Origin of the sequence: Pseudomonas lactucae (assembly GCF_016937615.1) — a bacterium.
GTDB lineage: Bacteria > Pseudomonadota > Gammaproteobacteria > Pseudomonadales > Pseudomonadaceae > Aquipseudomonas > Aquipseudomonas lactucae.
Map to the genome: position 1 here is coordinate 63834 of NZ_JAFHKI010000067.1, position 23701 is coordinate 87534.

Consider the following 23701-nt stretch of genomic DNA (forward strand, 5'->3'; position numbering starts at 1 on the left):
GGTTTCGCCCCAAAACGCGGTTTGGGACTATGCAGTTAAACCCATCGACTAATGAACTGGAGAACAAAATGGTGTACTCGGATGAGGGCTATTTCCTTCGAGCATTGAAACGCAACGATTTTGAGCTGATCCACCTTTACGAAAAGTCGAATCGAAACCATCTGCGTCCTTGGGAACCCTTGAGGGACGAGCAGTTTTTCACCATTGAGAGCGCCGCTGACAGGGTCACGCGCCAGGTTGAGAGCATGGAGGCCGGTAATTCATTTTATTTTCTCATGCTGGAATCTCAGGGCGAAAAGGTACTAGGCCGGTGTAGCTACACAAATATCGTCAGGGGAGTGTTCCAGGCATGTAATCTCGGCTTTTCGCTAGCTGAAAGTTTCCAAGGCCAAGGCTTAATGAAACGGATGCTCAAAGTTACCAACCGCTACTGCTTTGAGCAAATGGGCCTACACCGAATCATGGCCAATCATTTGCCGAGCAATGTGCGAAGTGAACGAGTTTTGGAGGCACTGGGTTTTGAAAAAGAGGGATATGCGCGAGACTATTTGAAAATTGCTGGCGTCTGGGAAGACCATGTCTTGAGGTCGCTGGTTAGCCCTCATGGCCCGCAAGCTCAATAAAGCAAGCCGCCATGCATGTTGACTCAATTCCGCAAGGCGGGATGTCCAGACGCTTACCTTCGGGTCGCACCGCACCTTATCCATTAAAACAATGAGCTGATGGCCCTGATCCAAGCGAGAGGTGTTCCGGCACCCGCCCTAGAGCTCAACGGCCAGTTTGAAATCCTGCACATAGCTATAGCGGACGCTACAAAAACACGCCCATGCACCCTCAGGAATTGGGCAGTAGAGGAAGCCAGTCTATCACTTTGCCTTTCCACTCGACTTGACCATGCCCCCACAAAAGGGGGAGCGAAGCTTTGGGAATCGAATGCCCGAAGGCATGAGTCAGCCCAAGACCGTGCATACCAAGCGAAGAGCGATCAAGTCGCTCCTCCGACCACATGTTCCACTTCTTGTTTTGAATCTGAAGGTTAAGGTAGCTCTCCAACAGCTGCCTTCCAATTCGGCGACAAAACTCGAGAGCTTCGCTTTGCTGCATCGGTGTAAGGGAGCTTAAGCAGGTTTCGAAGTGAGGGGTGAGGTCACCATATGCAGGCCCGGATGCTCGCAATGCTCCAATGTTGAAACCGGGATCAGCAATCTGCTCCAGCAAGCGTTGAGTGGCTACCGGAACAACACTTCCGCAGTAGATAGTGATGTTCGCGAGACCTTCATCAACCAGATATCGACGCACCATCGCTTGGCCGTAATCAGTACCGACTCCATACACAAGTGTGAGATCAGCCTGCTTGAGGAGGCCTGGATTTGTAAGAGCTTTAGTTTTGGGCCGCTCTGAGCGCCGTCCCAACAAACTTTCAAAGACGCCAACCGCTTCGGTACCACTCCACAAGCCATCTTCGACCATCACCACCGATTCAGTCGGGTAGCGCTCGATAGCATCGGCTGGAGACCGAAGGATCTCCAGACTTCCAAGGCGTTTCGTGAGCAGATTGGCAATCACTTCACCGCTCTTCACACCACGCTCGTCTTGATTAAAAGCAGCGATTTTTGCGTCTTTCAGCGGTGAGGTGATGAAGCGCTCACCAAGCTCGGGCGCGGTAATCAAGGTCGCATTCGCTAAGATTGCGTCAGCAATCCAATGAAAATGTCCAAGTCGGCCAAACTGGTTCCTCCATGTCGAAATCGTCTCGAAATCGATCGGAGAATGAACCCAGGGACCAAGAATGCTAGATGCCGCAGTTTGTACCGACAGCCCACACGAAGCCAACCGGGCTGCAAGTTGGGGCTTGATCTGACTTCCAGATTTAAGCGGACGACTCAATTCACTGGCATTGTAGAACTCAAAATCAACCTGCTGGGTTTTGAGGAAGCTGCGAAGCTTCAGTAAGCGCTCTACATCGTGGGTTGCGCAAACGAGATACCCCTGCTGTGAGCCTGAAGGCTTCTTTTCACGCAACACCTTCATGATTGAAAAATGGAATTCGCAAGGGTCGTTCTCGACGTCCACATCGATGTCGATCCGCTGGATGAAGCGCTCCGCAGCCACTGGATGAGCAAACTTCTGAATGATTTCTGAAACGCTTTGCGTATGCCTGGTTTCAGACAAAATCAGCAATGGCCGCATACAATGTCAATCCGCAGACTTCTGATAAATTTCGAGCAGTAAGCCTGCAGGAACACGGATTTCTTTCAAATCGCCGAGAGACATCCGATCAATGGCCTGATGCATAAGATTGCGGAGATCCTGCAGATCTTTTGCAGCAGAAGACAAGGAGGCTACCACGTTGACGGCTGGCTCCGCTCGTTTAGAAGGCAGGGATTCGGATTGTTTATTAGCTTTGTAAGAGCTCTGAGAAGTCCTAGAGCATACAAGACTCGCCATGGCGTAAGCTCGATCTGACCCAATACCAGCCTGCTCAAGCTCTTGCACAAGACGAGCTCTTACCAGTTCAGTGCGTTTTATCTCCCAAGTCTTAAGGAGGTTCACCGAGGTGAGACGCGCATGGTGGCGCAATACTGAAATCCACCTCGGATAAAAATTCGGATGTTGAAGGGCTTCGAGCAACTGAGTCCTCAGCTCTTCACCTTCTTGGGCGCAGGCGTAATCCTGAGCGAGTAATCTGTACTCTTCAGAAGTCATTTTTTTGAGCCGCTTAATGCTTGGCGCTAACGACTCTGGTGTGCAGACGAAAATGCGATCGGAGCTGACATCAACGCCCACAACGCAGTCAATGTTGGGATTTGAGAAACCATCCCAGACGCCGGGGCCCACGTCAGTCAGCGGGCTGGGCGACTGATATGTTGCGCCTTGATCCGACACTCTCAATCGATACAGGGTATCGGAGCTCAGCGAATCGACATACTCCACGATTTCGGAAAGCTCATTGCCAACCAAGCTTTTAAGCCCTCCCAAAGATTTTATGGTCTTAGGTGCGATAGCTCTTTTAACAAATTGGCCCAACTCCGCCCCTATGATGTCAGGGCCGTGCTTTGCAGCAGCGGTGACCAAGGCGGTACGGATATAGGCAATTTCGTTAGCAGCTAAACGAGATGGCATGAGTTTTATTTTTCCTAACGAGGTTCATCTCAGGCAAAATTGCCTGAGATGAACAATAAATAATCGTCGGATTAGAATCAGCGTGTCGAAGTCCGAGCTTCGGCAAGGAAGGCCAGAGATCCTTCATGTGCTTAACTGGAGAAATACCTACCAGCTCTGCTTCAAGCAGATAAAAGCGTGCCCCATTCGGTCGCTCTTGGTCGAGGCTGTGGACTCCAAGAGAAGGTACCGTCGCAAATGGTTGCCAGCTCCCCGAACGATTAAAAGCGATAATGCTAACCGTCCTCTGCCCGAATGCTTGACGTCTAGCTAGCACGTTCATTCGTGGGGTTTGTTAATTCTGTACGCAAGACGATGCTTTGTCAAACCCCCTGACCAGCAGAACCCATCAGAGACATGAAGCACGTCTCGTAGTGGAAAGTGCGGATGTACGGGTGCAATCGTTACCTTCAAACTGTTTCTAAATGAAAGCTTGGCGAACAGGGGGCGTCCATGTACGTCCTGCGAACTCACCTTCCGAAGTCCAGCATTAAGGGCAATGGTGATCGCGAATTTCAAGCGAACGCAATGACCCTTAACTCTGACCAACCCCTACTCTGACTCACCGTCAACCTCACGAGCTTCCAAGTCCTCTGGACGCCCCAAGACAATCGCAGAAAACAGGGTGGTGAAAAGAGCATCTCCCCTCCCTTATGAGAGGAAGTACCTTTCTGAAGGTTTCGACGAGCCTCTTCCAAGGTAGTCGCGATTGGAAATTGATGTAGGTTGGCCTGCGACCCAGACCAGCGATCTGGTGATGTCGCTCCCTCGTAACAGAAGACTCGGAAAATGACTGAAGTAGAAAACCGTGGTCACATCTTCATCTCCTACGCATGGGGTAACGGATTTGAGAACAAAGAGTAGGTACGCCAACGTGTCCTTACCCAAATCTGATAAAAGCGTACAGTCAGTTCTATGAGCAGCTCGTGGGCATTTTTTCTCCCGGTCCCAATCCTGGAGACTCTCAGCGAGAGGCGCTTTGGATAGATAGCTCAAAGCGAACGCTGTAATGATCTCATCGTACCCTGTCACGAGGGACGCGGTACGTTGAGCCAACGTCAATGAAGCGTCGAGCACGGTAGCGAGGATCCTATGTCACAACAGCTTCTACTGGTTGAATACCCCTGCGATGAAATGGGGCGCATGTACGAACCAGAGACCAATCTTATTCAAATGGCTTCTATCGATACCGATATGGTCAGCTTCTTTGATCACGACGAACTGTTCGAGGAAAGCGTTCTTTTTGAAGACCAATCATTCGAAGACTTCACTCGCATCAAGCGTTTGAAGGAGGACCGAATCGGTTTGGCCTTGGAGCGTATTGCGGCCAAACTGATGCAAGTCCTCGATTCAGAGCGTGTCGAAAATCTCAAAACTCTGCAAACCGAAGCTGAGGTTTCCACCTTGATGGGCGAGCTTCAAGCTATTACTGGGGCCTACCATCTGATCAAGCTTAAGCGGGACAGTTTTGCAGCCTCCTCCTCAACCGTTGTGATGCTGGGGTAAATCGTATGAGCGAAAATCCAGGCAAAGACGGTGAAATGCGTTTTGCAATCTTGGTTGCAGGCGCTTCAATCCGCAACAATGGACTCGACTTCACTCGGCATTCCGTAACCAACCAGCCGGATCTGGGCGTCGATTACAGCTTGCAAGGAAAGGCAGAGACTCTGATCTCGTTTTGTGAGACGGGGGTCGGGACGAGCTTGCCCTTACTAAGAGAAACGCTTGGTGACCTTACTAGGGTCGTCGAAGGCAGGGTTGATGTGAAAACGACCCAGAACAAACTGACGAGCGTTGTGGTGGACAAATTCGTTTCCGATGTGAAGAAACATCCGAACACTGACGTGCATGTCCTGGCGGGAGGGAGTGAATTAACAAAGGCAGGTCAGCGTAAATGGGATGCGCATCAGGCTACGTTAAGCACTGACAAAAAGGCGCTTGTCTATCTCCCCAATGAAGCCGTCGCGCGGCTTGCAAACGAATATAAACCAGAAATTCTCAGCGCATTGAAAGGCCCACTTGGGATAGAGCAGCAGTCACCGCCTGAAAATGATGCCTAACCGCCATCCTGCAACCGAGTTGCTGACGTTGAGATATGAATGTCATTGGTAGCGCTTATGACCGATTGCTGACTTTCACGAAGGGCGGCAAGCCACTAAGATCTAACACACGGAAGGGACGCGGTTTTTCACCATGAGCGTGTTGAACAGCGCTATCGGCCTGCAGGAACCGTACAAAGTCAAAAGTTCTTTGGGAAAGAGAGGATGCGGAGCGGATGACGTCGAAAGGCTAGGAGACTGTGCTTGTTGCCACTGGGGTCAACGATTTGAAGAACAAAGCGTGCGAGTTTGATGAGCCATGAGGCTTTAGGCCATGCTGTAAGAGGACGCTGAACAGTGCCTCGTGCAAGTGCCCGCCGGGCTTAGCGGTTGAAGTCAGCAACAATAGTTTCCGTATACACCTGCTCTGCCATTTCTTGGCTCCATTGCTTTTGTGGGATCTTGGACAACCAGAATAACCGACCGTTACAGGAGTCGAGTGTCTGAAAATTTCCCCATTAATACTCAAGGTAGTCAATGCGTGCCGATATATTTCTCGAGGCTTTGCCCGCGCTAAGCGCATCTGAAGCTCCTCCAAGCACTTCTGTCTGTCTCTGGCTTGAGCGTACCCATGCTAGACCCTCGAAAATTCAGCAGGCCCGGCATCGGGTCAAGCAACCTTAATTTTGGTGATCCGCTTGCCAAGGTTCGCGGCGTACAAGTGGTGTTTTGGCACGGAGGCCTAGCCAAAAACCACAGCCCCAACACTGTTCCTCTGGCGCAGGTGATTCTGAGAACACTGCATTCAGACAACGTCTTCGGGGCCAAGAGCACCATAGATGCCGCAATCTCTCACCTAGGAAGTCTCAGGCCGGGAAGCGTGTGGAAAAACGGCAGACTGATCGGCGAGATCGGGATGCAGACATTGGCACCGACAGTAGTCGACTTCAATCCTGGTCAATGGAGATGGGTGAGCGCTGAGTCAGCAGGGTTGCTTGAGTCCTATTTGCACCCATTCTCGGCAACGCTGGGTAGCAGTTGGCTCATTGAGATGAGGACCGAAGGGGATAAAACCATCTTGGTGCCATGCCTGGAGTTCTTCACCCGCTGCTATGGGCGAAGCTCAGAGACAACCTGGCTGCTCGCGACCTATGGCCTCCAGAAGCTTCAGAGCGAGTATCTGTACGGATATGACTCCGACCCCAAAGCATGGGTGCTCAAGCTTAAGCCCGGAGTCTCGGAGCGTGAAGCGCCGTTTCTTGCGCACGCAATGTTCGACGAGTACACCTATGACCTATGCAAACGCCTGCACAAGGGGCTACAGGCCGAGTTTAAACCCGGTAAAAAAGCGTTCATTCAAGTCGAGCCATGGTTCAGGGGGTTGGCGGACATTGAAGGCCGCGGTTACTGGATAACCGCCGACACCTTTCTTCTGCTCAATGTCGACGGTATGAGCCATCCGCAAGGACGTCCGATCATCGTTGAGCGTCAGCACTACGCCACCGAGGACGGAACCGAAACCGGGGCCAGTGGACGTTCCTATACTCAAAATCCGCCGCCTGGCTCATCGAACGTCGTAGTCTCCCTTACAGACACAGAAGCGCCCAACAGCGACTCCTCGCGAGTGGTACATAACCCTCCGTTCAGAACGCTTGGCCCCAAGCAAAAAATCACCAGAAGAAAGCTCGTCGTCTCGGGGCGACCAGGTAACGCTATACCCGGAAGTGACCGAAATATGCTTGCTCCTGGGGATGCTCGAAGCAACGGCAGAGGCGGCGGAAAAGCCGAGTTTGTATCCCCGGAAGCAGCACCTAAAGGCAGCCTCGCCCAGATATGGCAAACCTGCATTCACCTGGCCGAGACACTTGGGGGTTATATCACTGAGGTCGGCTGGTATACGAAGGATGCTGGTTTTCAGACAGAGGGAGTCCCCAGATATGAGTACGTCCAGTCCGTAACACCCGGAAAAGACGGTGCCTTCAAGCGGGCACCTAAACGAGTTTTCATCATCCGAATGACTGTGGCTGGCAGGCACATCTACATCCTGGAGCTCTTTCGCAAACCACGAAGCTCTACCGTCGACGGCGTCACCACGCATACCGAAGACAGTTATCGAGGAATGATGGTTGAGCTTCCTTCCCGAAAGCTTGATGTGGATATCGAGCTAGGTGTGATATTCAAAAATATTCTCAGGAACGACGGTCGAATCAAGAAAACGACCATGTCCAATCATCCTCATGTGACCTTCATTCATAAACCTCGCGAACCTGAGCCGGGGCCGTTCAGAAAGGTGATACTCAATAATCTGAACGCCCTGATTGGCTCCGGATAACGGTTGATAAGCTCAATCGACCTGAGCAGTCGACGGCAGCGGAATCCAGTACTCCTTGTCTTTTAACATCACAAGCAGCCCTTTCCTTTCGGGGTCACTGGTCAGAGCCATACCTTTCGTGCTAACCCTGGCCACCCCATGAAAGTAACCCAAGGCAGCTGCCGGCCAGCGATCGAGCACATCGACGCCATTGGCCGCCTCGCTCATCAACGATTTGAGCACCTGCTCGGAGCGCTTGCGTCTAAGTTTGATGGCATCCCTATTGTCCTTGGGAAACTCGATCGACAGCTCAAACGACGTGTTCAGAAAACTGATGAAACTTGCTAAGGAAGCTGCCACTCCAGGCGTTTCAGCCAGCAGCGATCTCAAGGATTCAGAGGAAGGCATTGCGCGACCGGCCGCCTCGCTTACCAGCACAAGGTTCGCGGCGCTTCGCATTGCCATGCGGACCGATCTCAACGAGTTCGCTCGTTTGTTGGGCTTCGATTCGAGGCGTACACGATATGCCTCAAGAACCTTCTGCCCAATTTCTGACGCGACGGAAGCCACAATAGCTTCAATTCGACGTGTTTCGGTGACGTCCTCCTTGAGCGTCTCATCAACTCGCATCCCGCGCTCTTCAGTCAACCACCGAAACGGGAGTTGAGCGCGTCGGATCCAGAGCGCACCTTTTGCTTCCAGCAACTGCTGATAGGTCGGAAGGCCAAGCCACTGTGTGTTCATCTCCATGAAGCTTTGCAAATGGGGATTGATCAGAAGAGCTGCCCTCTTCGGCCCGATCTTGTTAATCAGCCACTCCCCATACGCCAGATAAGCCTCACGGAAGACATCACGACTCAGTGCCTGGACATTCATCTGCAAGCGCTTGTAGAAGGTTCTACGGTCTCTGCAGTTCTCACATTCAGCTCCGTAACCTGCAGGCGACGGTTCGCCACAACTCTGGCACTTAATCTCACCCAATTGCGCACAGCGTCGGCACTCCCTGACGCCATCACGCCCGTCGATCAGTACCCTGTATCGCCTACAGCTTGGACACGTCTCGGCGTTGCTGGCACATTTTGGACAGCAACTCATCTCCTGATCGTTGATGATCTTTTTGCTGAGCCGAGTTGAGAGAGCGTTACACACCTCACAGTGACGAGGTTCAGTAAAATAATGGGCGCAGGAGCTACAAGCCACTCCCTCAGGTGCAATCCTGCCCACCGGCCTGCCAACGCGTTCGCACCGCATGCAGGGAACAGAAGTGACACAGGAATGACAGACTGCAGCGGAATGAAAAGTCGGCAAGCGCGCTCTATTCCCACAGCCAGGGCATAGCTGGGGCTTAAAGAAACGGGCATAGCACTTATTGCAGTAGCCTTTGCACAAGTAAACCCGATGTGCTTTTTGCATCGGCTTGTGGCAGGCCGAGCAACAGTTGCCTTCTTGCGTCTGACGTTCAACCATCCCGCTGGACCTTTCTTTTTAACCTTGCCCACAGCTTGGCAACGGTGTGTTGTGAAGCTGGTGAACGAAAACCAATGGCTGCACGCTTCCTGGCTTTGCCGGAAGGAAGCGTGTCGAGCGTCGCTTGCAAGGGTACTGGAATCTCACCAGCCGGTATCCGTAAGGAATGCCGAGGTAACGAGCAGGCTGAGATAACGTCGCTCAGTTGGTGTTCCCCCATATCCATGACCTTCCAGGCCGCGGACAACAGATCCATTCTGTCCGCAACACAGAGCAGCTCTATGGGAAGACCAGAATCTGGTCGAACAACCGCCCCAAGATGGAACGCGTCCCGAAAAGCCGCAAACGGCTTTGAGCCATTCACTGCCGCAACTCTCAATATCCCGATGATAAACCGCGCGCGGTAAAACCACTCGCCAGGATCACAGTTGGGATCGTCTTCAGATGTCAGGCCACGCATTGCGTCGTCAGCTGCACGCTGAAAGGCGAGTGCTCCGGCGGCAAATCCCAGACCATCAGAATGGGTACTGAAGGTAGTATGACAGCGATGACAATGCCCGCAATCCAGATCCATCTGTTCCAGCAAATGCGGCTGTAGTGGCGCCCCGCACTCAGGGCAGCTGTCGATCAGCCTCACCTGATGCCTTTCACAACACGTATGCCAAGCCAGTCGCGAAGAAAGTCGGTAGTAAGGAACACCTTCCGATGAGCAGAGAGGACAGCACTGCAATCCGCCGACATGGCGACGGTTACGAGTTCCGAGCGCAAGAATCCATGGCCACGTGCCTTTGTGATGCTCAAGCGCAGGGGTCAAGACCTCAGCGATGGGACGTAAAGTCGACGAGCAGATATCCGAAACACCTATCCCCGTCATTTTAGACAGAGGCAAAAGCTTGCTTTCTGCCATTCCTCGATCAAGATCAATGGTCCAGCATCTCCAGCCGGGCCAGATATTCCCAGTCAGTGACATCGGTGAGCAGCCGTGCGCAAACGCGTTGCGGATAAGCCAAGAAGATAGGAGCTCATCCGCCAACAGACTTTGCGCTCTAGGCCACCGTGGATTGACTAAAGCAATTCGCGGATGCCACGAGTAGGCTGTACCCATGACTTGCTCTGGATGATATCTACGTCGATTTTTTCCTTGCCCGAGTGAATTGCTTCCGTAGCACACTCAATCAATAGCCTGTGCAGATTACCGGTGTTTCCTTCAGATATCGCGTGTAGCCGATTGGCCAGGTCGGGATGAGCCAGTCCTGAGGGTTGTTGCAACGGTAGCACGGATTCAAACCCTTTCAGAAAGCGTTGGAATTCGACGTTCAACGTCCAGTTGCGCAGACTGAAAACGTCGAACCGGCTCGCATGTTGAGGATCCGTGTGTAGCACCCTGACAGCATCTTCGGTCCCAACACCGACCACAGGAATCATGAGTTCATTACAAAGCAACTTGATCACGTTCATGATCTCCCGCTGCTTCATAGCCGTTCCTTCCAGCATAGAATGAAACTCGTCAATGATGAGCAACCTCACCTGGTTTTCACGCATTTGGTGAATCACCTGGAAGCGAAGTTTGGGAACTACATCCGTCGGTCTGTAGGGCGTCCAGAACTCCTCTAGGATTGCGCAGTAAAGTGAGCGCTCATCTGCAGAAGGAGGAGCCTCGACCGAAATGATAGGTTTGACTGACTCTCCGTCAGCGTCCACATAACCTGTCCCGTGCAGTTTTTCAAATCGCTCGATAATGGTCGTCTTGCCGTTGTTAGAGCTGCCCACAACCAGCAGATTCGGCATTCTAGGACGTTTGGGCACCGTCATCAGATGGTGCATGAGGTCGATCAACTTCTGAGCAGAGGGATAGCCAATCCAGCGCTGCTCGTAGAGAAAATCGATGCGCCCCTGAGTGGGCTTAAGCATGACGGACCGGAATTCCGGATGAATGTGAATGTACTGAGTCATGAAATATCCCCGAACCCTTCAAGATCACCGTCGAGCACCATGTTCTCGAAGCCGCTCGTTGGAGGAGGTGCGATCTTGGTCTTTTGCGGGTTTGGCTCAGCTGGAGTCTTGCCTTTGGCATGGACTCGGTTGCGCTGAGCCTGGCGTCTGGTCTTAGTCGTATGTGCCTCAGCGTTCGCAACGAGCTCTCGGTTCTCCAAAATGTAGCGCTTGATCAGCGGCTCGTTGATAGCGGCATGCCCCTCGTCGACCGCACGCTTCTTCGCCGCTTTGAACTCGAAGATACTAGCGGCAGGAAATGCCTGGTTTGACGCGGGTACCTTGAAGTATTGCTTGAGCAGCGGGTCAAAAAACCAGATGTAGCTGATGTCTCGAGGATCGCGACGGAAGATGAATGTCCGCGCTTTACCCGTGTCCTTATCCTTTGCATTGATCCACGGCCGCAAAGCTTCGGAGTAGTACATTAGGTCGATCTGGACACCGTAATGCTGAACGGTGCGTTCAAAGGATGGCAGAAAATCCCTTTGCAGTGTGAAAGGGTCAGTTGGCCTCGGCGGGATGCCAACCAGCGGATCCTGGTCTGTGTTGCCAAAAATCCCAATGTGCCACTTGCGACTAGGGCTCATGTAAATTTTGGAGTGATATGCCTCGTTGTAGATCAAAATCTCTCTGATCAGCCAGGTTTCAAACTCGTCGAAGGTAAGCGCCGAATGCTTCTCAGAATCGTATCCTGCGCGATCGGCTTGATTGCTATAGGTTCTTCCGGGCATGTCTTTCAAGGTTTGCGCGAACGTTCCCATCAGCCGCTCAATGTGGGCTCCATAGCGGGGACGTTTTACAGGACGAAACTGGTTTTCGATGCCAATGTTGGAACAAGACTTTTTGACGTCTTCACTCTGAAAGTCGGGCCCGTTATCGGCATGCAGAATCTTGGGTATCCCCCAAACCGGCCATTCTCCGTTGACACCATGTGCAATCAGCCAGTTTTCCTTGGGCAGAATAGTATGAGCGACGCACATTGCCACCGATATCCCGGCGGGTGCATCCAGTGACAGATAGTAGCCGGTGATCATTCGGGAATAGACATCAATCGCGAAGGTGATCCAGACCCGACCAATAGGCCGCCTATGAAGATCATCAACCAAGAGGATATCCATTGGCGTGTGGTCGATTTGCACAACGGCAAGGGGATAGTCTGCCCCCGGAAATGAGCCAGGCGTCGGTGTGTATTTATTCCGAGCCAATTCCGCATAACCTCGGCCGCGGAGGTAAGCCTTGTCGGGGATACCTTTAATTCGTGCGCGGATCGCAGTAACTCCAGGCGGAGTGATCTGCGCGGCTTCACAGGTTTCGACGATCTTGTCGATTGTCGATAGCACCGTTGGGCGGTGAGCTTTAAGAAAATAATTTGTAATTACGTCTTCGATGATCTTATTGGCTTCATCCGAAAGGCGAGAATTGCCCTCCTTCCATCCCCTCCTACGCGGAATAAGAGCGAGCTTCTCTCCCCAGTCCTTGTAACGCTTGATCCAGCGATACAACGTCGCGACATCAACGCCAACCGCGGCGCTTCTGGCTTCGACGTCTCGCCGACCGATAACTACGCTCCCCAGAAGCGGCTCAATGGCAGCGTAGCGCCTCTGCGCCTCAGCCCAGTCTTCGCTGCCAATCAGCGCCATGTCGTAATTAACGTATAGCCCCTCGACTTTCTCGCGCTTGATCGCTCGTAAGCCTTCGATTGGCAACGCAGCGGCTTTACCTGAATCCAGTTCAATCCCAACCACAGTTCGAAAATCCAGAATCTGGGAGATCCGGTAAGCAGAATCGCCGTGAGCGACGACCGCCCCGATTTCAATTATTACCTGGAACCGGTCAGGCTGGTAGGGAGTCACTTGAGCATCCAGCGAATCGTTGTTGGTCATCACGCTCCCCAGACTTCTAGGAAATTATTCAAAGGAAGGCGTATGTCACAGAGAAGCCGTCTTGTAGCAATGAGATGCCAGAGATGACTGATCCCCTCGCCTCGATACCGCTCGCATGAATGCAATGCCAGCAGGTAGTGGACTGGAGCCACCCCCATCTCCCGCACGGTGCTGAGAATCCATTCGCTGTCTTCTGGCTCAAAAGTCATTCGTGCATAACGCTCCAGAAACTTAATGTTATGCAGCGCGGTATCACGAATTCTCGTTTCGTCATGAATGTGGAAGACCCAGCCCTGCTCGTTTGCGTACCGCCAAGCAGCCTTCCACTTGGGGAGCCATGCTCGCCAGTTCTTGCGCCATTCGGCCTCTGGCTTTACCTCAACCAGCAATGGCTTGGGCCAGTTGTCGAGGTCTCGATCTCCGAGATTGAAGTGGACGAGAAAATCTGGGGTGTATTTGTAAGGGCGTCCCTTACTGATGAAAGGAATGCTTACCGGCTGCGAAGTGATACTGCGGACATCCTTCGAGAATTCCGTACGGACAATGAAATCCCGCTCCAGCGTGGACTCATACGGAATGCCACCCTCACCGCGAAATGGAAACACGCCGGAGACGCTTCTTTTTGTGGGCTTGATGGGACGAACCGAGCCTGGTTTAGTCTTGTCGCGGCTATTTTCGATCATTTATAGGGCCGTCGCAGCTATTTAGGTAATTCGTCGCAGCTATTGTCGAACGCTGTCCCGATGTAGCAAGGCCTTTAGTATGGCGGTGTCGCAGCAAATTGGGAATCCTACAGCGGCTCGAAACCGCAGCCCGGGGAAATTACCCTGGCTCACCACGGGGTGTTGTTCCTGGATGAATTGCCAGAGTTCGATCGCAAAGTGCTGGAGGTACTGCGCGAGCCGTTGGAGTCAGGACACATCGTGATTTCCCGTGCTCGGGACCGAGTGAGTTTCCCGGCGCGCTTCCAACTGGTGGCAGCCATGAATCCCTGCCCTTGCGGTTATATGGGCGAGCCCAGTGGGCGCTGTCGCTGCACGCCGGAGCAGATCCAGCGGTATCGGAACAAGCTCTCCGGACCGTTGCTGGACCGGATTGACTTGCACCTTACCGTGGCGCGGGAAACGACCGCCCTGAATCCAACCCAGCAGGCCGGTGACACGACGGCAACGGCCTCAGCTCAAGTGGCCGCGGCCCGTGAACGTCAGCAACGGCGCCAGGGTTGTGCCAATGCCTTCCTTGATCTGCCGGGGCTGCGTGAGCACTGCCAACTGGCCAAACCCGACGAAGGATGGCTGGAGAGCGCCTGCGAGCGACTGACGTTGTCACTGCGCGCGGCGCACCGATTGCTCAAGGTGGCACGCACCCTGGCGGATCTGGATCGGGTAGATGCGATCACCCGTGATCACTTGAAAGAGGCCCTGCAATACCGGCCAGCTGCAATAACTTGAGTCTGACTTAGATCCAAATGCGGGGCCTCAGCGGAACCGATCCACCTCATGACGCAAGCCCGACGCCAGCGTCTCCAGCTCCTTGGCGGTAATCGCCAAATTCGACACCACTTCACGCTGCTCGCTGTTGGCCAGCGCGATGCTCTGCAAGTTGCTGCTGAGCAAGGTCGCGGTGCTGCTCTGCTCCTGCGTCGCCGTGGTAATCGCCGCGAACTGCTGACCGGCCGCGCGGCTTTGCTCGTCGATGCGGGCCAGGGCCGAGGCCACGTCGGCATTGCGCGACAGGCCTTCCTGCATCAGCGCGTTGCCGTGCTCCATGGTGCTGATGGCGTTGCCGGTTTCCTTCTGGATGCTCTGGATCATGCCGGAGATTTCATCAGTGGCTTCGCGGGTACGCGACGCCAGGTTACGCACTTCGTCGGCCACCACGGCAAACCCACGGCCCTGCTCACCGGCACGGGCGGCTTCGATGGCGGCGTTGAGCGCCAGCAGGTTGGTTTGTTCGGCAATGGAGGTGATTACCCCGACGATACCGCCGATTTCCTGGGAGCGTTGACCCAAGGTGTTGATCACGGTGGCGGTACTGTTCAGGGCGGTGGCGATGTGCTCCAGGGACGACGACGCCTCTTGCATCGAGTTGCGCCCGATTCGGGTTTGTTGAGCGTTTTCCTGGGCCAGGCGCTCGGTGGCGCCCATGTTGTCGGCGATATTCAGCGAGGTGGCGCTGAACTCTTCCACAGCGCCGGCCATGCTGGTGATCTCGCCGGACTGTTGCTCCATGCCGTCATAAGCGCCGCCGGACAAACCTGACAAAGCCTGGGCCCGACTATTGACCTCTTCAGCGGCCTTGCGAATATGCGACACCATGGTCGACAGTGCCTCACCCATCTGGTTGAAGCTGCGCGCCAGCTGGCCAATTTCGTCATGGCTGGACACATTGAGACGTGCGCTCAAGTCGCCAGCGCCCAAGGCTTCAGCCTGGCGTACCAGGTCACTCAGCGGCTGCAACTTGCTACGCAGCAGCCAGACCGTAGCGCCTACCGCCAGCAGCATCGCCAACACGCTGCCGATCACCAGGCGAATGCCGACCGCCCAGGTAACCGCGCGGATTTCGGCTTTCGGCATGCTCGCAACCACGGCCCAAGGGCCACCGTCGAAGGGTACCGAAACGCTGTAGAAGTCTTCGTTCCTGTCGCTCCAGAAGCGGCCTTTACCTGGGGTCTTGGCCAGGTCCAGCATCACCGGCACCGCCTGATCCAGTGCCTGCACACCCGCCGGTGGCACCAGCCAGCGCTTTTGCTCGTCGAGCAGTGCCAGGGAACCGGTCTGGCCGATGCGGAAGCGCTTAAGGTTTTCGAACTGAGCGGCCTGGGCATCGGTGTAGTCAAAACCGATAAACAGCACCGCAATCACTTTGCCGCCGGCATCGCGTACGGGGCTGTATTGGGTCATGTAGGAGCGATCGAACAACACCGCGCGTCCGATATACGCCTGGCCGCTTAGCACACGCTGGTAAGCCGGCCCCTGGCGGTCCAGCACGGTGCCGATGGCGCGGCTACCGTCCTGCTTGGTCAGGGACGTGCTCACACGGATAAAGTCATCGCCGCTGCGCACAAAGACCGTGGCCACGCCGCCCGACATCTGCTTGAACTCATCGACCTCAGTGAAGTTGTTGTTGAGCACTTCGCTACCCAACAACAGGCTCGGGGTCTGAACACCCGCCACCGTGATCGACTTGTCGGTCTGCACGCTCAACCCGGCGCTGAAACGCTTTTCAAACAGCCCCGTCAGGCGTTGGGTGCTCTCGCGCAACGTGCTGTGAAAGGTGTTGAGCTGATCGGCGAGCAGGCGTGCCTCGCTGGCCAGATGTTCCTCACGGGTATCGAGGTTGGCGGCGTCGAGGGAACGCAGGGCGAAAACCGTACTGCCGCCAATGGCGACAGCCAGAATCACGGCTAATGCGAGACCTAACTGGGAGGCGATCCGGGCGCGAGGTTGAGACATGACAGCTCCTGGCCGAGGCCAGGATCTTCCTGATCTCATAGCGCTGCTCGGCAAATTATCTAGTGAGGAAAACGTGGGTGCACGATGGTTCCGATACACCTACTTCGGCAGCGTTTTGCAATACTTGAGTGAATCGCAGGGGCATCCCGCAAACGGTTGCGCGATCGTGTGAAACCGGCTCAATCGAGACGCTCCACGGCCGGTAAAACCATAGCCTGCACCTCACTTTGCAGAAACTCCGCCAAGCGCCGCAGGCGTTCTCCACCGGGACGGGTTTTCGGCCATACCAGATAGTAACTCTCTCCACTGGTCACGGCGGTTGGCCATGGCAGGCTCAGCCGGCCCTGCGCGACGTCTTCGGCGACCATCAGCAGGTCGCCCATGGACACGCCATAACCGCGCGCCGCAGCGATCATGCCCAACTCCAGCGTATCGAAGACCTGACCGCCCTTGAGCGACACCTGAGACGACAGCCCCATGCGCTCCAGCCAGTAGCGCCAGTCACGGCGGTCAGGTGTGGGATGCAACAACTCGGCCGTCGCCAGCCGCGCGACATCCCAAGGTCCGTCGCTCAATAGATTGGGGGCACCTACCGGGATCAACATTTCCGGGTACAGGTAACAAGCCTCCCAATCCGCCGGAAAATGACCATTACTCAACAACACCGCGCAATCGAAAGGTTCCTGATTGAAGTCCACTTCATCGATGCTCATCCACGCGCTCGTCAATTGCACTTCGTTGCCTGGCTGCAAATGCCGGAAGCGGCTGAGCCGGGCCAGCAGCCAGCGCATGGTCAGGGTGGACGGCGCCTTCATGCGCAGGATGTCATCTTCAGCGTTCAGGGTATGGCAGGCCCGTTCCAGCGCGGCAAAGCCCTCGCGTACACCGGGCAACAGCAAGCGCGCCGCTTCTGTGAGCTGCAACGTACGACCGCTGCGCTGGAACAGGCGGCAGGCGAAAAACTCTTCGAGCGTACGGATATGCCGGCTCACCGCACTTTGCGTAATCGACAATTCTTCGGCGGCACGGGTGAAGGAGTTGTGCCGGGAGGCCGCTTCAAATGCACGCAAAGCATAAAGAGGAGGAAGACGACGAGACATAAGGAAAGCTCCGACAGCAGGATATCGAAACCCTACCAGAATCAATCAGACATGAGTTTTAATCATGCGAACGATCGCTTTTATCCCTTTGTGCAATGGGCTGGGAGCACAGAGAATCAACCTTCCCCCAACCCTCTGACTTTTTGAGTGTGATGATCATGCAGCATCCGGCACGTAGCGAACTCTGGGCCATTCTGCGGCTGTCAGGGCCGCTGATCGCCTCGCAGTTGGCGCATATGCTGATGGTGCTGACCGACACCCTGATGATGGCGCGCCTGAGTCCCGAAGCCTTGGCCGGCGGTGGCCTGGGAGCGGCGAGCTATTCGTTCGTATCGATCTTCTGCATCGGCGTGATTGCCGCCGTCGGCACCCTGGTGGCGATCCGTCACGGCGCGGGCGATATCCAAGGCGCCACCCGCCTGACCCAGGCCGGGCTATGGCTGGCATGGCTGATGGCCCTGGCGGCAGCGTTGTTGCTGTGGAACCTCAAGCCGGTGCTGCTGATGTTCGGCCAGACCGAAACCAATGTGCAGTCGGCGGGGTTGTTCCTGACGATCCTGCCGTTCGCCCTGCCCGGCTACCTGAGTTTCATGGCCTTGCGCGGCTTCACCAGCGCCATTGGCAAGGCCACCCCGGTGATGGTGATCAGCCTCGGCGGCACCGTGCTCAATTACCTGCTCAACCACGCGCTGATCGAAGGTATGTTCGGCCTGCCAAAACTCGGCTTGATGGGCATTGGTCTGGTCACGGCCATCGTCGCCAACGGTATGGCATTGACGTTGATGTGGTACATCCGCAGCAACCGCGCTTATGCCGCTTACCCGCTGGGCAACGGCCTGTTGCGCCTCAACACCCAGTATCTGCGCGAGCTGTGGCGCCTGGGCCTGCCGATTGGCGGCACCTATGCGGTGGAAGTCGGGCTGTTTGCCTTTGCCGCGCTGTGCATGGGCACCATGGGCAGTACGCAACTGGCGGCGCATCAGGTGGCCCTGCAAATCGTCTCGGTGGCGTTCATGGTGCCGGCGGGCATGTCCTACGCGGTGACCATGCGCATCGGTCAGCACTATGGCGCCGGGCAATTGCTGCAGGCGCGCCTGGCTGGTCGCGTCGGCATTGGTTTTGGTGCCACGGTGATGTTGGGATTCGCCGCGGTGCTGTGGCTGTTTTCCGATCCCCTGATCGGACTGCTCATCGATCACCACAACCCGGCGTTCCATGACGTGATCGTCCTGGCCGTCAGCCTGCTCGCCGTTGCCGCCTGGTTCGAGCTGTTCGACGGCGTGCAAACCATCGCCATGGGCTGCATTCGCGGACTCAAGGACGCCAAGACCACCTTCCTGATCGGCGCGGGCTGCTACTGGTTGATTGGCGCGCCTTCGGCCTGGCTGATGGCGTTCACCCTGGGCTGGGGTCCAACCGGTGTGTGGTGGGGTTTGGCGCTGGGTCTGGCCTGTGCGGCAGTGAGCCTGACCTGGGCCTTCGAGGCGAAGATGAAGCGCATGATTCGGCGTGAGCCGCAAGCGCAAGGTTCGTTTCAGGTCGCCACGACTGAGTAAGGGTTTTACTCGGTCAAAAAAACTGTGGGAGGGGGCTTCCCACAGTTTGACTGGGCTCTCAATTCAACCGAGTAAAACCTGCTGGTTCTTGCCAAACGTCAGGTATTCCACCAACTCAGGCAACGGCAACGGCTTGCTGATCAGATAACCCTGGGCCTGGTCGCAGCCGAACAGCCTTAGCAACGCAAGCTGTTCAGGGGTTTCGACCCCCTCGGCCACCACTTCCAGGTTGAGGTTGTGGGCCAGGTTGATCATGGCGTGTACCAGCTTGCGGTTCTCTTCGCGTTCTTCCATGCCACCGACGAAGCTCTTGTCGATCTTCAACAAAGCAATCGGCAGGCTGTTGAGGTGTACGAACGACGAGAAACCGGTACCGAAGTCATCCAGGGAAAACCGCACGCCCAGGCGACCGAGGGCGTCCATGGTCTGCTTGACCAGGTCACTGCGGCGCATCACGGCGGTTTCGGTCAACTCGAACTCCAACCATTGCGCCTCCACACCACGCTCGGCAATCAGCCGGCTGAGGGTGGAAAGCAACTGGCTGTCCTGAAACTGGCGGAACGACAGGTTGACCGCCATATGCAACGGCGGCAGGCCGCGTTCACGCAGGTCTTGCATGTCACGCAGGGCTCGGGAGATCACCCAGTAGCCCAACGGCACGATCAGGCCGCTCTGCTCGGCCAGCGGCACGAATTCGCTGGGTGGCAACAGGCCGCGCTCGCCATGGCGCCAGCGCACCAAGGCTTCCAGGCCGACGATATGCCCGTCGTCCAAATCCAGGCGCGGCTGGTAATGCAGCTCCAGTTCATCACGGCGCAGTGCCCGGCGTAGTTCGCTTTCCAGGTCGGCCAGGCTGCGTGCGTTACGGTTGATACGTTCGTTGAAGATATGAAAGGTGCAGCCCTGGGTGCTTTTGGCTTGCTGCATGGCGATATGCGCGTGCCACATCAGCGGGTCGGCACCGGCGCGGGCGCGGGCATGGGCCACGCCGAGGCTGCAGCCGATCAGCAGGCTTTCGCCATCTACCCAGTAAGGTTCGGCCATGACTTCGGTGATGCGCTCAGCCATCCATTCGGCACGCTGGGGCGCACGGCGCGTGTCGATCAGCAAGGCGAATTCGTCGCTGCCCAGGCGGGCCAGTTGGTCGCCGGCTTCGAGCTGGCTCTTGAGTCGCGACACCACTTGCAGGATCAACCGGTCGCCGGCCTGATGGCCAAGGGCGTCGTTGGCATGACGAAAGTTGTCGAGGTCCAGATGCCCCAGGGCCAGCCCGCGACCTTCGTTCTCGGCCAGCCGCGCCGCCAGCAGAGTCTGGAAGCCCTGACGGTTGGCGATGCCAGTGAGCGGGTCCTGTTCGGCCAGGCGCTGCAGAGTGGTTTCCAGCACACCGCGCTCACGCACATGGCGCAGGCAGCGGCGCAGGGTTTCGGCGTCCAGCACATCACGGATCAGCCAATCGCTCACACCGAGCGGCGCTACCAACGGTTCCTGCTCCAACAGCAATACGCACGGCAGGCTGCAACGGCCAGGGCCGGGTTGCAGGCTGGGCGTGGTCAATAGCACGGCGCTGTGGTCGTCGTCGAACAGACGACTCACCGAGTCCCAGTTTGGCGCGCTGATCAGCACAGCCCCATCGCCCATCGGCGCCAGGCACTCGCGCAACAACGCTGCCCACTCAGGCGCATCGGCCAATAGCAGCAAACGCAAGGGTTCGACAGGCGTAGACAAGCTAGCTCCCTAGACTCTGCAAAATTTCGTTGGCGGCGGGCATTATGACGTGCGGCCTGATAATCACCAATGATAGGTACCATCAAATACGCAGGCGGTAAGCAATTGTCCTAAAAACCAATACATCCTGCGGCAAAGTAGCAAAACCGGCAAATTTAGATCGAGTGGTACGTCACACCGTCGATCCAGAGCAGCAGAATCTTGCCAGCCTGTTAAAATGCCCGCCCTTTTGAACAACGACTCCTCAAATTCCGTATGTCCCGACTCAACCCCCGGCAGCAAGAAGCCGTGAACTACGTCGGCGGCCCTCTATTGGTGCTCGCCGGTGCAGGCTCCGGCAAGACCAGCGTGATCACCCGCAAGATTGCGCACCTGATCCAGAACTGCGGCATCCGTGCCCAGTACATCGTCGCCATGACCTTTACCAACAAGGCCGCGCGCGAGATGAAAGAGCGTGTCGGCACCCTGCTCAAGGGGGGTGAAGGTCGTGGCCTCACCGTGTGCACCTTCCACAACCTGGGCCTGAACATCATCCGCAAGGAGCATGCGCGGCTGGGCTACAAGCCGGGCTTCTCGATCTTCGACGAGACCGACGTCAAGGCCCTGATGACCGACATCATGCAGAAGGAATACGCAGGCGACGACGGCGTTGATGAGATCAAGAACATGATCGGCGCCTGGAAAAACGACCTGGTCCTGCCCGCCCAGGCCCTGGAAAACGCACGCAACCCCAAGGAGCAGACCGCCGCCATCGTCTACACCCACTATCAACGCACGCTCAAGGCGTTCAACGCGGTGGACTTCGACGACCTGATCCTGCAACCGGTCAAGTTGTTCCAGGAACACGCCGACATCCTTGAAAAATGGCAGAACAAGGTGCGCTACCTGCTGGTGGACGAATACCAGGACACCAACGCCAGCCAATACCTGCTGGTGAAGCTGCTGATCGGTACACGCAATCAATTCACCGTGGTGGGCGACGACGACCAGTCGATCTACGCCTGGCGCGGCGCCCGCCCGGAAAACCTGATGCTGCTCAAGGTCGACTACCCGTCCTTGAAAGTGGTGATGCTGGAGCAGAACTACCGCTCCACCAGCCGCATCCTGCGCTGCGCCAACGTGCTGATCTCCAATAACCCCCACGAGTTTGAAAAACAGCTGTGGAGCGAAATGGGGCACGGCGATGAGATTCGCGTGATCCGCTGCCGCAACGAAGACGCCGAAGCCGAGCGCGTGGCCGTGGAAATCCTCAGCCTGCACCTGCGCACCGACCGGCCCTACAGTGATTTCGCGATCCTGTACCGAGGCAACTACCAGGCCAAGCTGATCGAGCTGAAACTGCAACACCACCAGGTGCCGTATCGCCTGTCGGGCGGCAACAGCTTTTTCGGACGCCAGGAAGTAAAAGATCTGATGGCCTACTTCCGGTTGATCGTGAACCCGGATGACGACAACGCCTTCCTGCGGGTAATCAACGTCCCGCGCCGGGAAATCGGCTCGACGACCCTGGAAAAGCTCGGCAACTACGCCACCGAACGCAAGATCTCCATGTACGCCGCCACCGACGAAATCGGCCTGGGCGAACACCTGGACACACGCTTCACCGATCGCCTGTCACGCTTCAAGCGCTTTATGGACAAAGTGCGCGAGCAATGCGCTGGCGAAGACCCGATCAGCGCCCTGCGCAGCATGGTCATGGACATCGACTACGAAAACTGGCTGCGCACCAACAGTTCCAGCGACAAGGCCGCGGATTACCGCATGAGCAACGTCTGGTTCCTGATCGAAGCGCTGAAGAACACCCTGGAAAAAGACGAAGACGGCGAGATGACCGTCGAGGACGCCATCGGCAAGCTGGTGCTGCGCGATATGCTCGAGCGCCAGCAGGAAGAAGAAGACGGCGCCGAAGGTGTACAGATGATGACCTTGCATGCCTCCAAGGGCCTGGAATTTCCCTACGTGTTCATCATGGGCATGGAAGAAGAAATCCTCCCGCACCGCTCCAGCATTGAAGCCGACACCATCGAAGAGGAACGGCGCCTGGCCTACGTGGGCATTACCCGCGCACGTCAGACCCTGGCTTTCACCTTTGCCGCCAAGCGCAAGCAATACGGCGAAATCATTGATTGTGCGCCCAGCCGGTTCCTCGATGAACTGCCGCCGGACGACCTGGCCTGGGAAGGCAACGACGACACCCCGACCGAGGTCAAGGCCGTTCGCGGCAACAGCGCCCTGGCCGACATACGCGCGATGTTAAAGCGCTAGAATCGACTACTTTTCAATCTACTTTCGGCGCACAACGCGCCATTAGAGGAAGCTTTCCGTGGAAGCACTGCACAAGAAAATTCGCGAAGAAGGCATCGTGCTTTCCGATCAGGTACTCAAGGTCGACGCCTTTTTGAACCACCAGATCGACCCGGCGCTGATGAAACTGATCGGCGACGAATTCGCCGCGCTGTTCAAGGACTCGGGCATCACCAAGATCGTCACCATCGAAGCCTCAGGCATCGCGCCAGCAATCATGACCGGCCTGAACCTGGGTGTACCGGTTATCTTCGCGCGCAAGCAACAGTCCCTGACGCTGACCGAAAACCTGCTGTCGGCGACGGTGTATTCCTTCACCAAGAAAACCGAGAGCACCGTGGCGATCTCGCCGCGTCATTTGACCAGTAGCGACCGCGTGTTGGTGATCGATGACTTTCTGGCCAACGGCAAGGCGTCCCAGGCGCTGATATCGATCATCAAGCAGGCCGGCGCGACCGTTGCGGGCTTGGGGATCGTGATCGAGAAATCATTCCAGGGCGGCCGTGCGGAGCTGGATGCGCAGGGTTATCGGGTTGAGTCGCTGGCGCGGGTGAAGTCGCTGGCGGGTGGGGTTGTCACCTTTATCGAATAATTTGCTGCTCAACAAATACCAAGTGAACACAGGTCCAAATGTGGGAGGGGGCTTGCTCCCGATAGCAGTGGGTCAGCCAGTACATTTGGTGACTGATACACCGCAATCGGGG

Annotated in this window: 17 protein-coding genes and 1 pseudogene; 8 read left to right on the forward strand and 10 right to left on the reverse strand. The window is 56.0% G+C overall.

Annotated elements, in window-relative coordinates:
* The first annotated feature begins 68 nt into the window (after nucleotides 1–68).
* A complete protein-coding gene (locus JWR98_RS13915; RefSeq protein WP_040266313.1) occupies nucleotides 69–623 on the forward strand; it encodes a GNAT family N-acetyltransferase in 555 nt (184 codons plus the stop codon).
* Between the two features lie 211 nt (nucleotides 624–834).
* Here JWR98_RS13915 and JWR98_RS13920 read toward each other — a convergent pair whose 3' ends face one another.
* Nucleotides 835–2190, reverse strand: a complete 1356-nt coding sequence (locus JWR98_RS13920; RefSeq protein WP_205490343.1) for a phosphoribosyltransferase-like protein — start codon at nucleotides 2188–2190, stop codon at nucleotides 835–837.
* 6 nt (nucleotides 2191–2196) lie between these two features.
* Nucleotides 2197–3123 carry a hypothetical protein gene (locus JWR98_RS13925; RefSeq protein WP_205490345.1) on the reverse strand — a complete coding sequence of 309 codons (927 nt, stop codon included), beginning with the start codon at nucleotides 3121–3123 and terminating at the stop codon, nucleotides 2197–2199.
* A gap of 1131 nt (nucleotides 3124–4254) precedes the next feature.
* On the opposite strand from JWR98_RS13925, the gene JWR98_RS13930 reads away from it, so the two are divergent.
* The 3 genes from JWR98_RS13930 (at nucleotide 4255) to JWR98_RS13940 (ending at nucleotide 7533) form a co-directional block, all read left to right on the forward strand.
* Complete coding sequence (locus JWR98_RS13930; protein ID WP_205490346.1) at nucleotides 4255–4668, forward strand: hypothetical protein; 414 nt, start codon at nucleotides 4255–4257, stop codon at nucleotides 4666–4668.
* A gap of 5 nt (nucleotides 4669–4673) precedes the next feature.
* On the forward strand, nucleotides 4674–5222 hold the full coding sequence (locus tag JWR98_RS13935) for a hypothetical protein (RefSeq protein WP_205490347.1): 549 nt from the start codon (nucleotides 4674–4676) through the stop codon (nucleotides 5220–5222).
* A gap of 610 nt (nucleotides 5223–5832) precedes the next feature.
* Nucleotides 5833–7533 carry a hypothetical protein gene (locus JWR98_RS13940; RefSeq protein WP_205490348.1) on the forward strand — a complete coding sequence of 567 codons (1701 nt, stop codon included), beginning with the start codon at nucleotides 5833–5835 and terminating at the stop codon, nucleotides 7531–7533.
* Nucleotides 7534–7545: 12 nt separating this feature from the next.
* On the opposite strand, the gene JWR98_RS13945 is transcribed toward JWR98_RS13940, so the two are convergent.
* The 5 genes from JWR98_RS13945 to JWR98_RS13965 form a co-directional block, all read right to left on the reverse strand.
* A complete protein-coding gene (locus JWR98_RS13945; protein ID WP_205490349.1) occupies nucleotides 7546–8388 on the reverse strand; it encodes a hypothetical protein in 843 nt (280 codons plus the stop codon).
* Nucleotides 8389–8971: 583 nt separating this feature from the next.
* Complete coding sequence (locus JWR98_RS13950; protein ID WP_205519934.1) at nucleotides 8972–10084, reverse strand: TniQ family protein; 1113 nt, start codon at nucleotides 10082–10084, stop codon at nucleotides 8972–8974.
* Entirely contained in the window at nucleotides 10045–10932 is an 888-nt protein-coding gene (locus JWR98_RS13955; RefSeq protein ID WP_205490351.1) for a TniB family NTP-binding protein, read from the reverse strand. The genes JWR98_RS13950 and JWR98_RS13955 overlap by 40 nt, the downstream gene beginning before the upstream one ends.
* Nucleotides 10929–12854 (reverse strand): Mu transposase C-terminal domain-containing protein, encoded by a 1926-nt coding sequence (locus JWR98_RS13960; RefSeq protein ID WP_205490353.1) that lies wholly within the window; start codon nucleotides 12852–12854, stop codon nucleotides 10929–10931. Before JWR98_RS13960 ends, JWR98_RS13955 begins: the two co-directional genes overlap by 4 nt.
* Nucleotides 12854–13537, reverse strand: a complete 684-nt coding sequence (locus tag JWR98_RS13965; RefSeq protein WP_225908708.1) for a heteromeric transposase endonuclease subunit TnsA — start codon at nucleotides 13535–13537, stop codon at nucleotides 12854–12856. Before JWR98_RS13965 ends, JWR98_RS13960 begins: the two co-directional genes overlap by 1 nt.
* A 114-nt stretch (nucleotides 13538–13651) precedes the next feature.
* Here JWR98_RS13965 and JWR98_RS13970 point away from each other — a divergent pair.
* Nucleotides 13652–14305, forward strand: a pseudogene (locus tag JWR98_RS13970) (ATP-binding protein); the annotation flags it as partial.
* A 27-nt stretch (nucleotides 14306–14332) separates the two neighbouring features.
* Here the strand turns inward: JWR98_RS13970 and JWR98_RS13975 are convergent.
* Nucleotides 14333–16309, reverse strand: coding sequence for a methyl-accepting chemotaxis protein (locus JWR98_RS13975; protein WP_078735191.1), 1977 nt, complete (start codon nucleotides 16307–16309; stop codon nucleotides 14333–14335).
* A 179-nt stretch (nucleotides 16310–16488) separates the two neighbouring features.
* The gene (locus JWR98_RS13980) at nucleotides 16489–17409 is read right to left on the reverse strand and encodes a LysR substrate-binding domain-containing protein (protein WP_078735192.1); all 921 of its coding nucleotides are present in this window, start codon (nucleotides 17407–17409) and stop codon (nucleotides 16489–16491) included.
* Nucleotides 17410–17561: 152 nt separating this feature from the next.
* Between JWR98_RS13980 and JWR98_RS13985 the strand changes: the two genes are divergently transcribed.
* Nucleotides 17562–18965 carry a NorM family multidrug efflux MATE transporter gene (locus tag JWR98_RS13985; RefSeq protein WP_205490354.1) on the forward strand — a complete coding sequence of 468 codons (1404 nt, stop codon included), beginning with the start codon at nucleotides 17562–17564 and terminating at the stop codon, nucleotides 18963–18965.
* A gap of 63 nt (nucleotides 18966–19028) precedes the next feature.
* Here the strand turns inward: JWR98_RS13985 and JWR98_RS13990 are convergent, their stop codons facing one another.
* Nucleotides 19029–20693: a putative bifunctional diguanylate cyclase/phosphodiesterase gene (locus JWR98_RS13990; protein WP_078735194.1), complete on the reverse strand. Its 1665-nt coding sequence runs from the start codon at nucleotides 20691–20693 to the stop codon at nucleotides 19029–19031.
* A 255-nt stretch (nucleotides 20694–20948) separates the two neighbouring features.
* Between JWR98_RS13990 and rep the strand changes: the two genes are divergently transcribed.
* Together rep and JWR98_RS14000 are read left to right on the forward strand one after the other, a co-directional pair.
* A complete protein-coding gene (gene rep / locus JWR98_RS13995) occupies nucleotides 20949–22958 on the forward strand; it encodes a DNA helicase Rep (protein ID WP_078735195.1) in 2010 nt (669 codons plus the stop codon).
* 58 nt (nucleotides 22959–23016) lie between these two features.
* Nucleotides 23017–23589: a xanthine phosphoribosyltransferase gene (locus JWR98_RS14000; protein ID WP_003195447.1), complete on the forward strand. Its 573-nt coding sequence runs from the start codon at nucleotides 23017–23019 to the stop codon at nucleotides 23587–23589.
* Nucleotides 23590–23701 lie beyond the last annotated feature (112 nt).

Excerpts from the sequence above, each read along its gene's own strand:
- JWR98_RS13975 (WP_078735191.1), bottom strand. The coding sequence starts at position 16,309 with ATGTCTCAACCTCGCGCCCGGATCGCCTCCCAGTTAGGTCTCGCATTA.
- JWR98_RS13965 (WP_225908708.1), bottom strand. The coding sequence starts at position 13,537 with ATGATCGAAAATAGCCGCGACAAGACTAAACCAGGCTCGGTTCGTCCC.
- JWR98_RS13945 (WP_205490349.1), bottom strand. The coding sequence starts at position 8,388 with ATGAATGTCCAGGCACTGAGTCGTGATGTCTTCCGTGAGGCTTATCTG.
- JWR98_RS13985 (WP_205490354.1), top strand. The coding sequence starts at position 17,562 with ATGATCATGCAGCATCCGGCACGTAGCGAACTCTGGGCCATTCTGCGG.
- JWR98_RS13935 (WP_205490347.1), top strand. The coding sequence starts at position 4,674 with ATGAGCGAAAATCCAGGCAAAGACGGTGAAATGCGTTTTGCAATCTTG.
- JWR98_RS13915 (WP_040266313.1), top strand. The coding sequence starts at position 69 with ATGGTGTACTCGGATGAGGGCTATTTCCTTCGAGCATTGAAACGCAAC.
- JWR98_RS13925 (WP_205490345.1), bottom strand. The coding sequence starts at position 3,123 with ATGCCATCTCGTTTAGCTGCTAACGAAATTGCCTATATCCGTACCGCC.
- JWR98_RS13980 (WP_078735192.1), bottom strand. The coding sequence starts at position 17,409 with ATGTCTCGTCGTCTTCCTCCTCTTTATGCTTTGCGTGCATTTGAAGCG.
- JWR98_RS13955 (WP_205490351.1), bottom strand. The coding sequence starts at position 10,932 with ATGACTCAGTACATTCACATTCATCCGGAATTCCGGTCCGTCATGCTT.
- JWR98_RS13940 (WP_205490348.1), top strand. The coding sequence starts at position 5,833 with ATGCTAGACCCTCGAAAATTCAGCAGGCCCGGCATCGGGTCAAGCAAC.
- JWR98_RS13960 (WP_205490353.1), bottom strand. The coding sequence starts at position 12,854 with ATGACCAACAACGATTCGCTGGATGCTCAAGTGACTCCCTACCAGCCT.
- JWR98_RS13920 (WP_205490343.1), bottom strand. The coding sequence starts at position 2,190 with ATGCGGCCATTGCTGATTTTGTCTGAAACCAGGCATACGCAAAGCGTT.
- JWR98_RS13930 (WP_205490346.1), top strand. The coding sequence starts at position 4,255 with ATGTCACAACAGCTTCTACTGGTTGAATACCCCTGCGATGAAATGGGG.
- rep (WP_078735195.1), top strand. The coding sequence starts at position 20,949 with ATGTCCCGACTCAACCCCCGGCAGCAAGAAGCCGTGAACTACGTCGGC.
- JWR98_RS13950 (WP_205519934.1), bottom strand. The coding sequence starts at position 10,084 with ATGGGTACAGCCTACTCGTGGCATCCGCGAATTGCTTTAGTCAATCCA.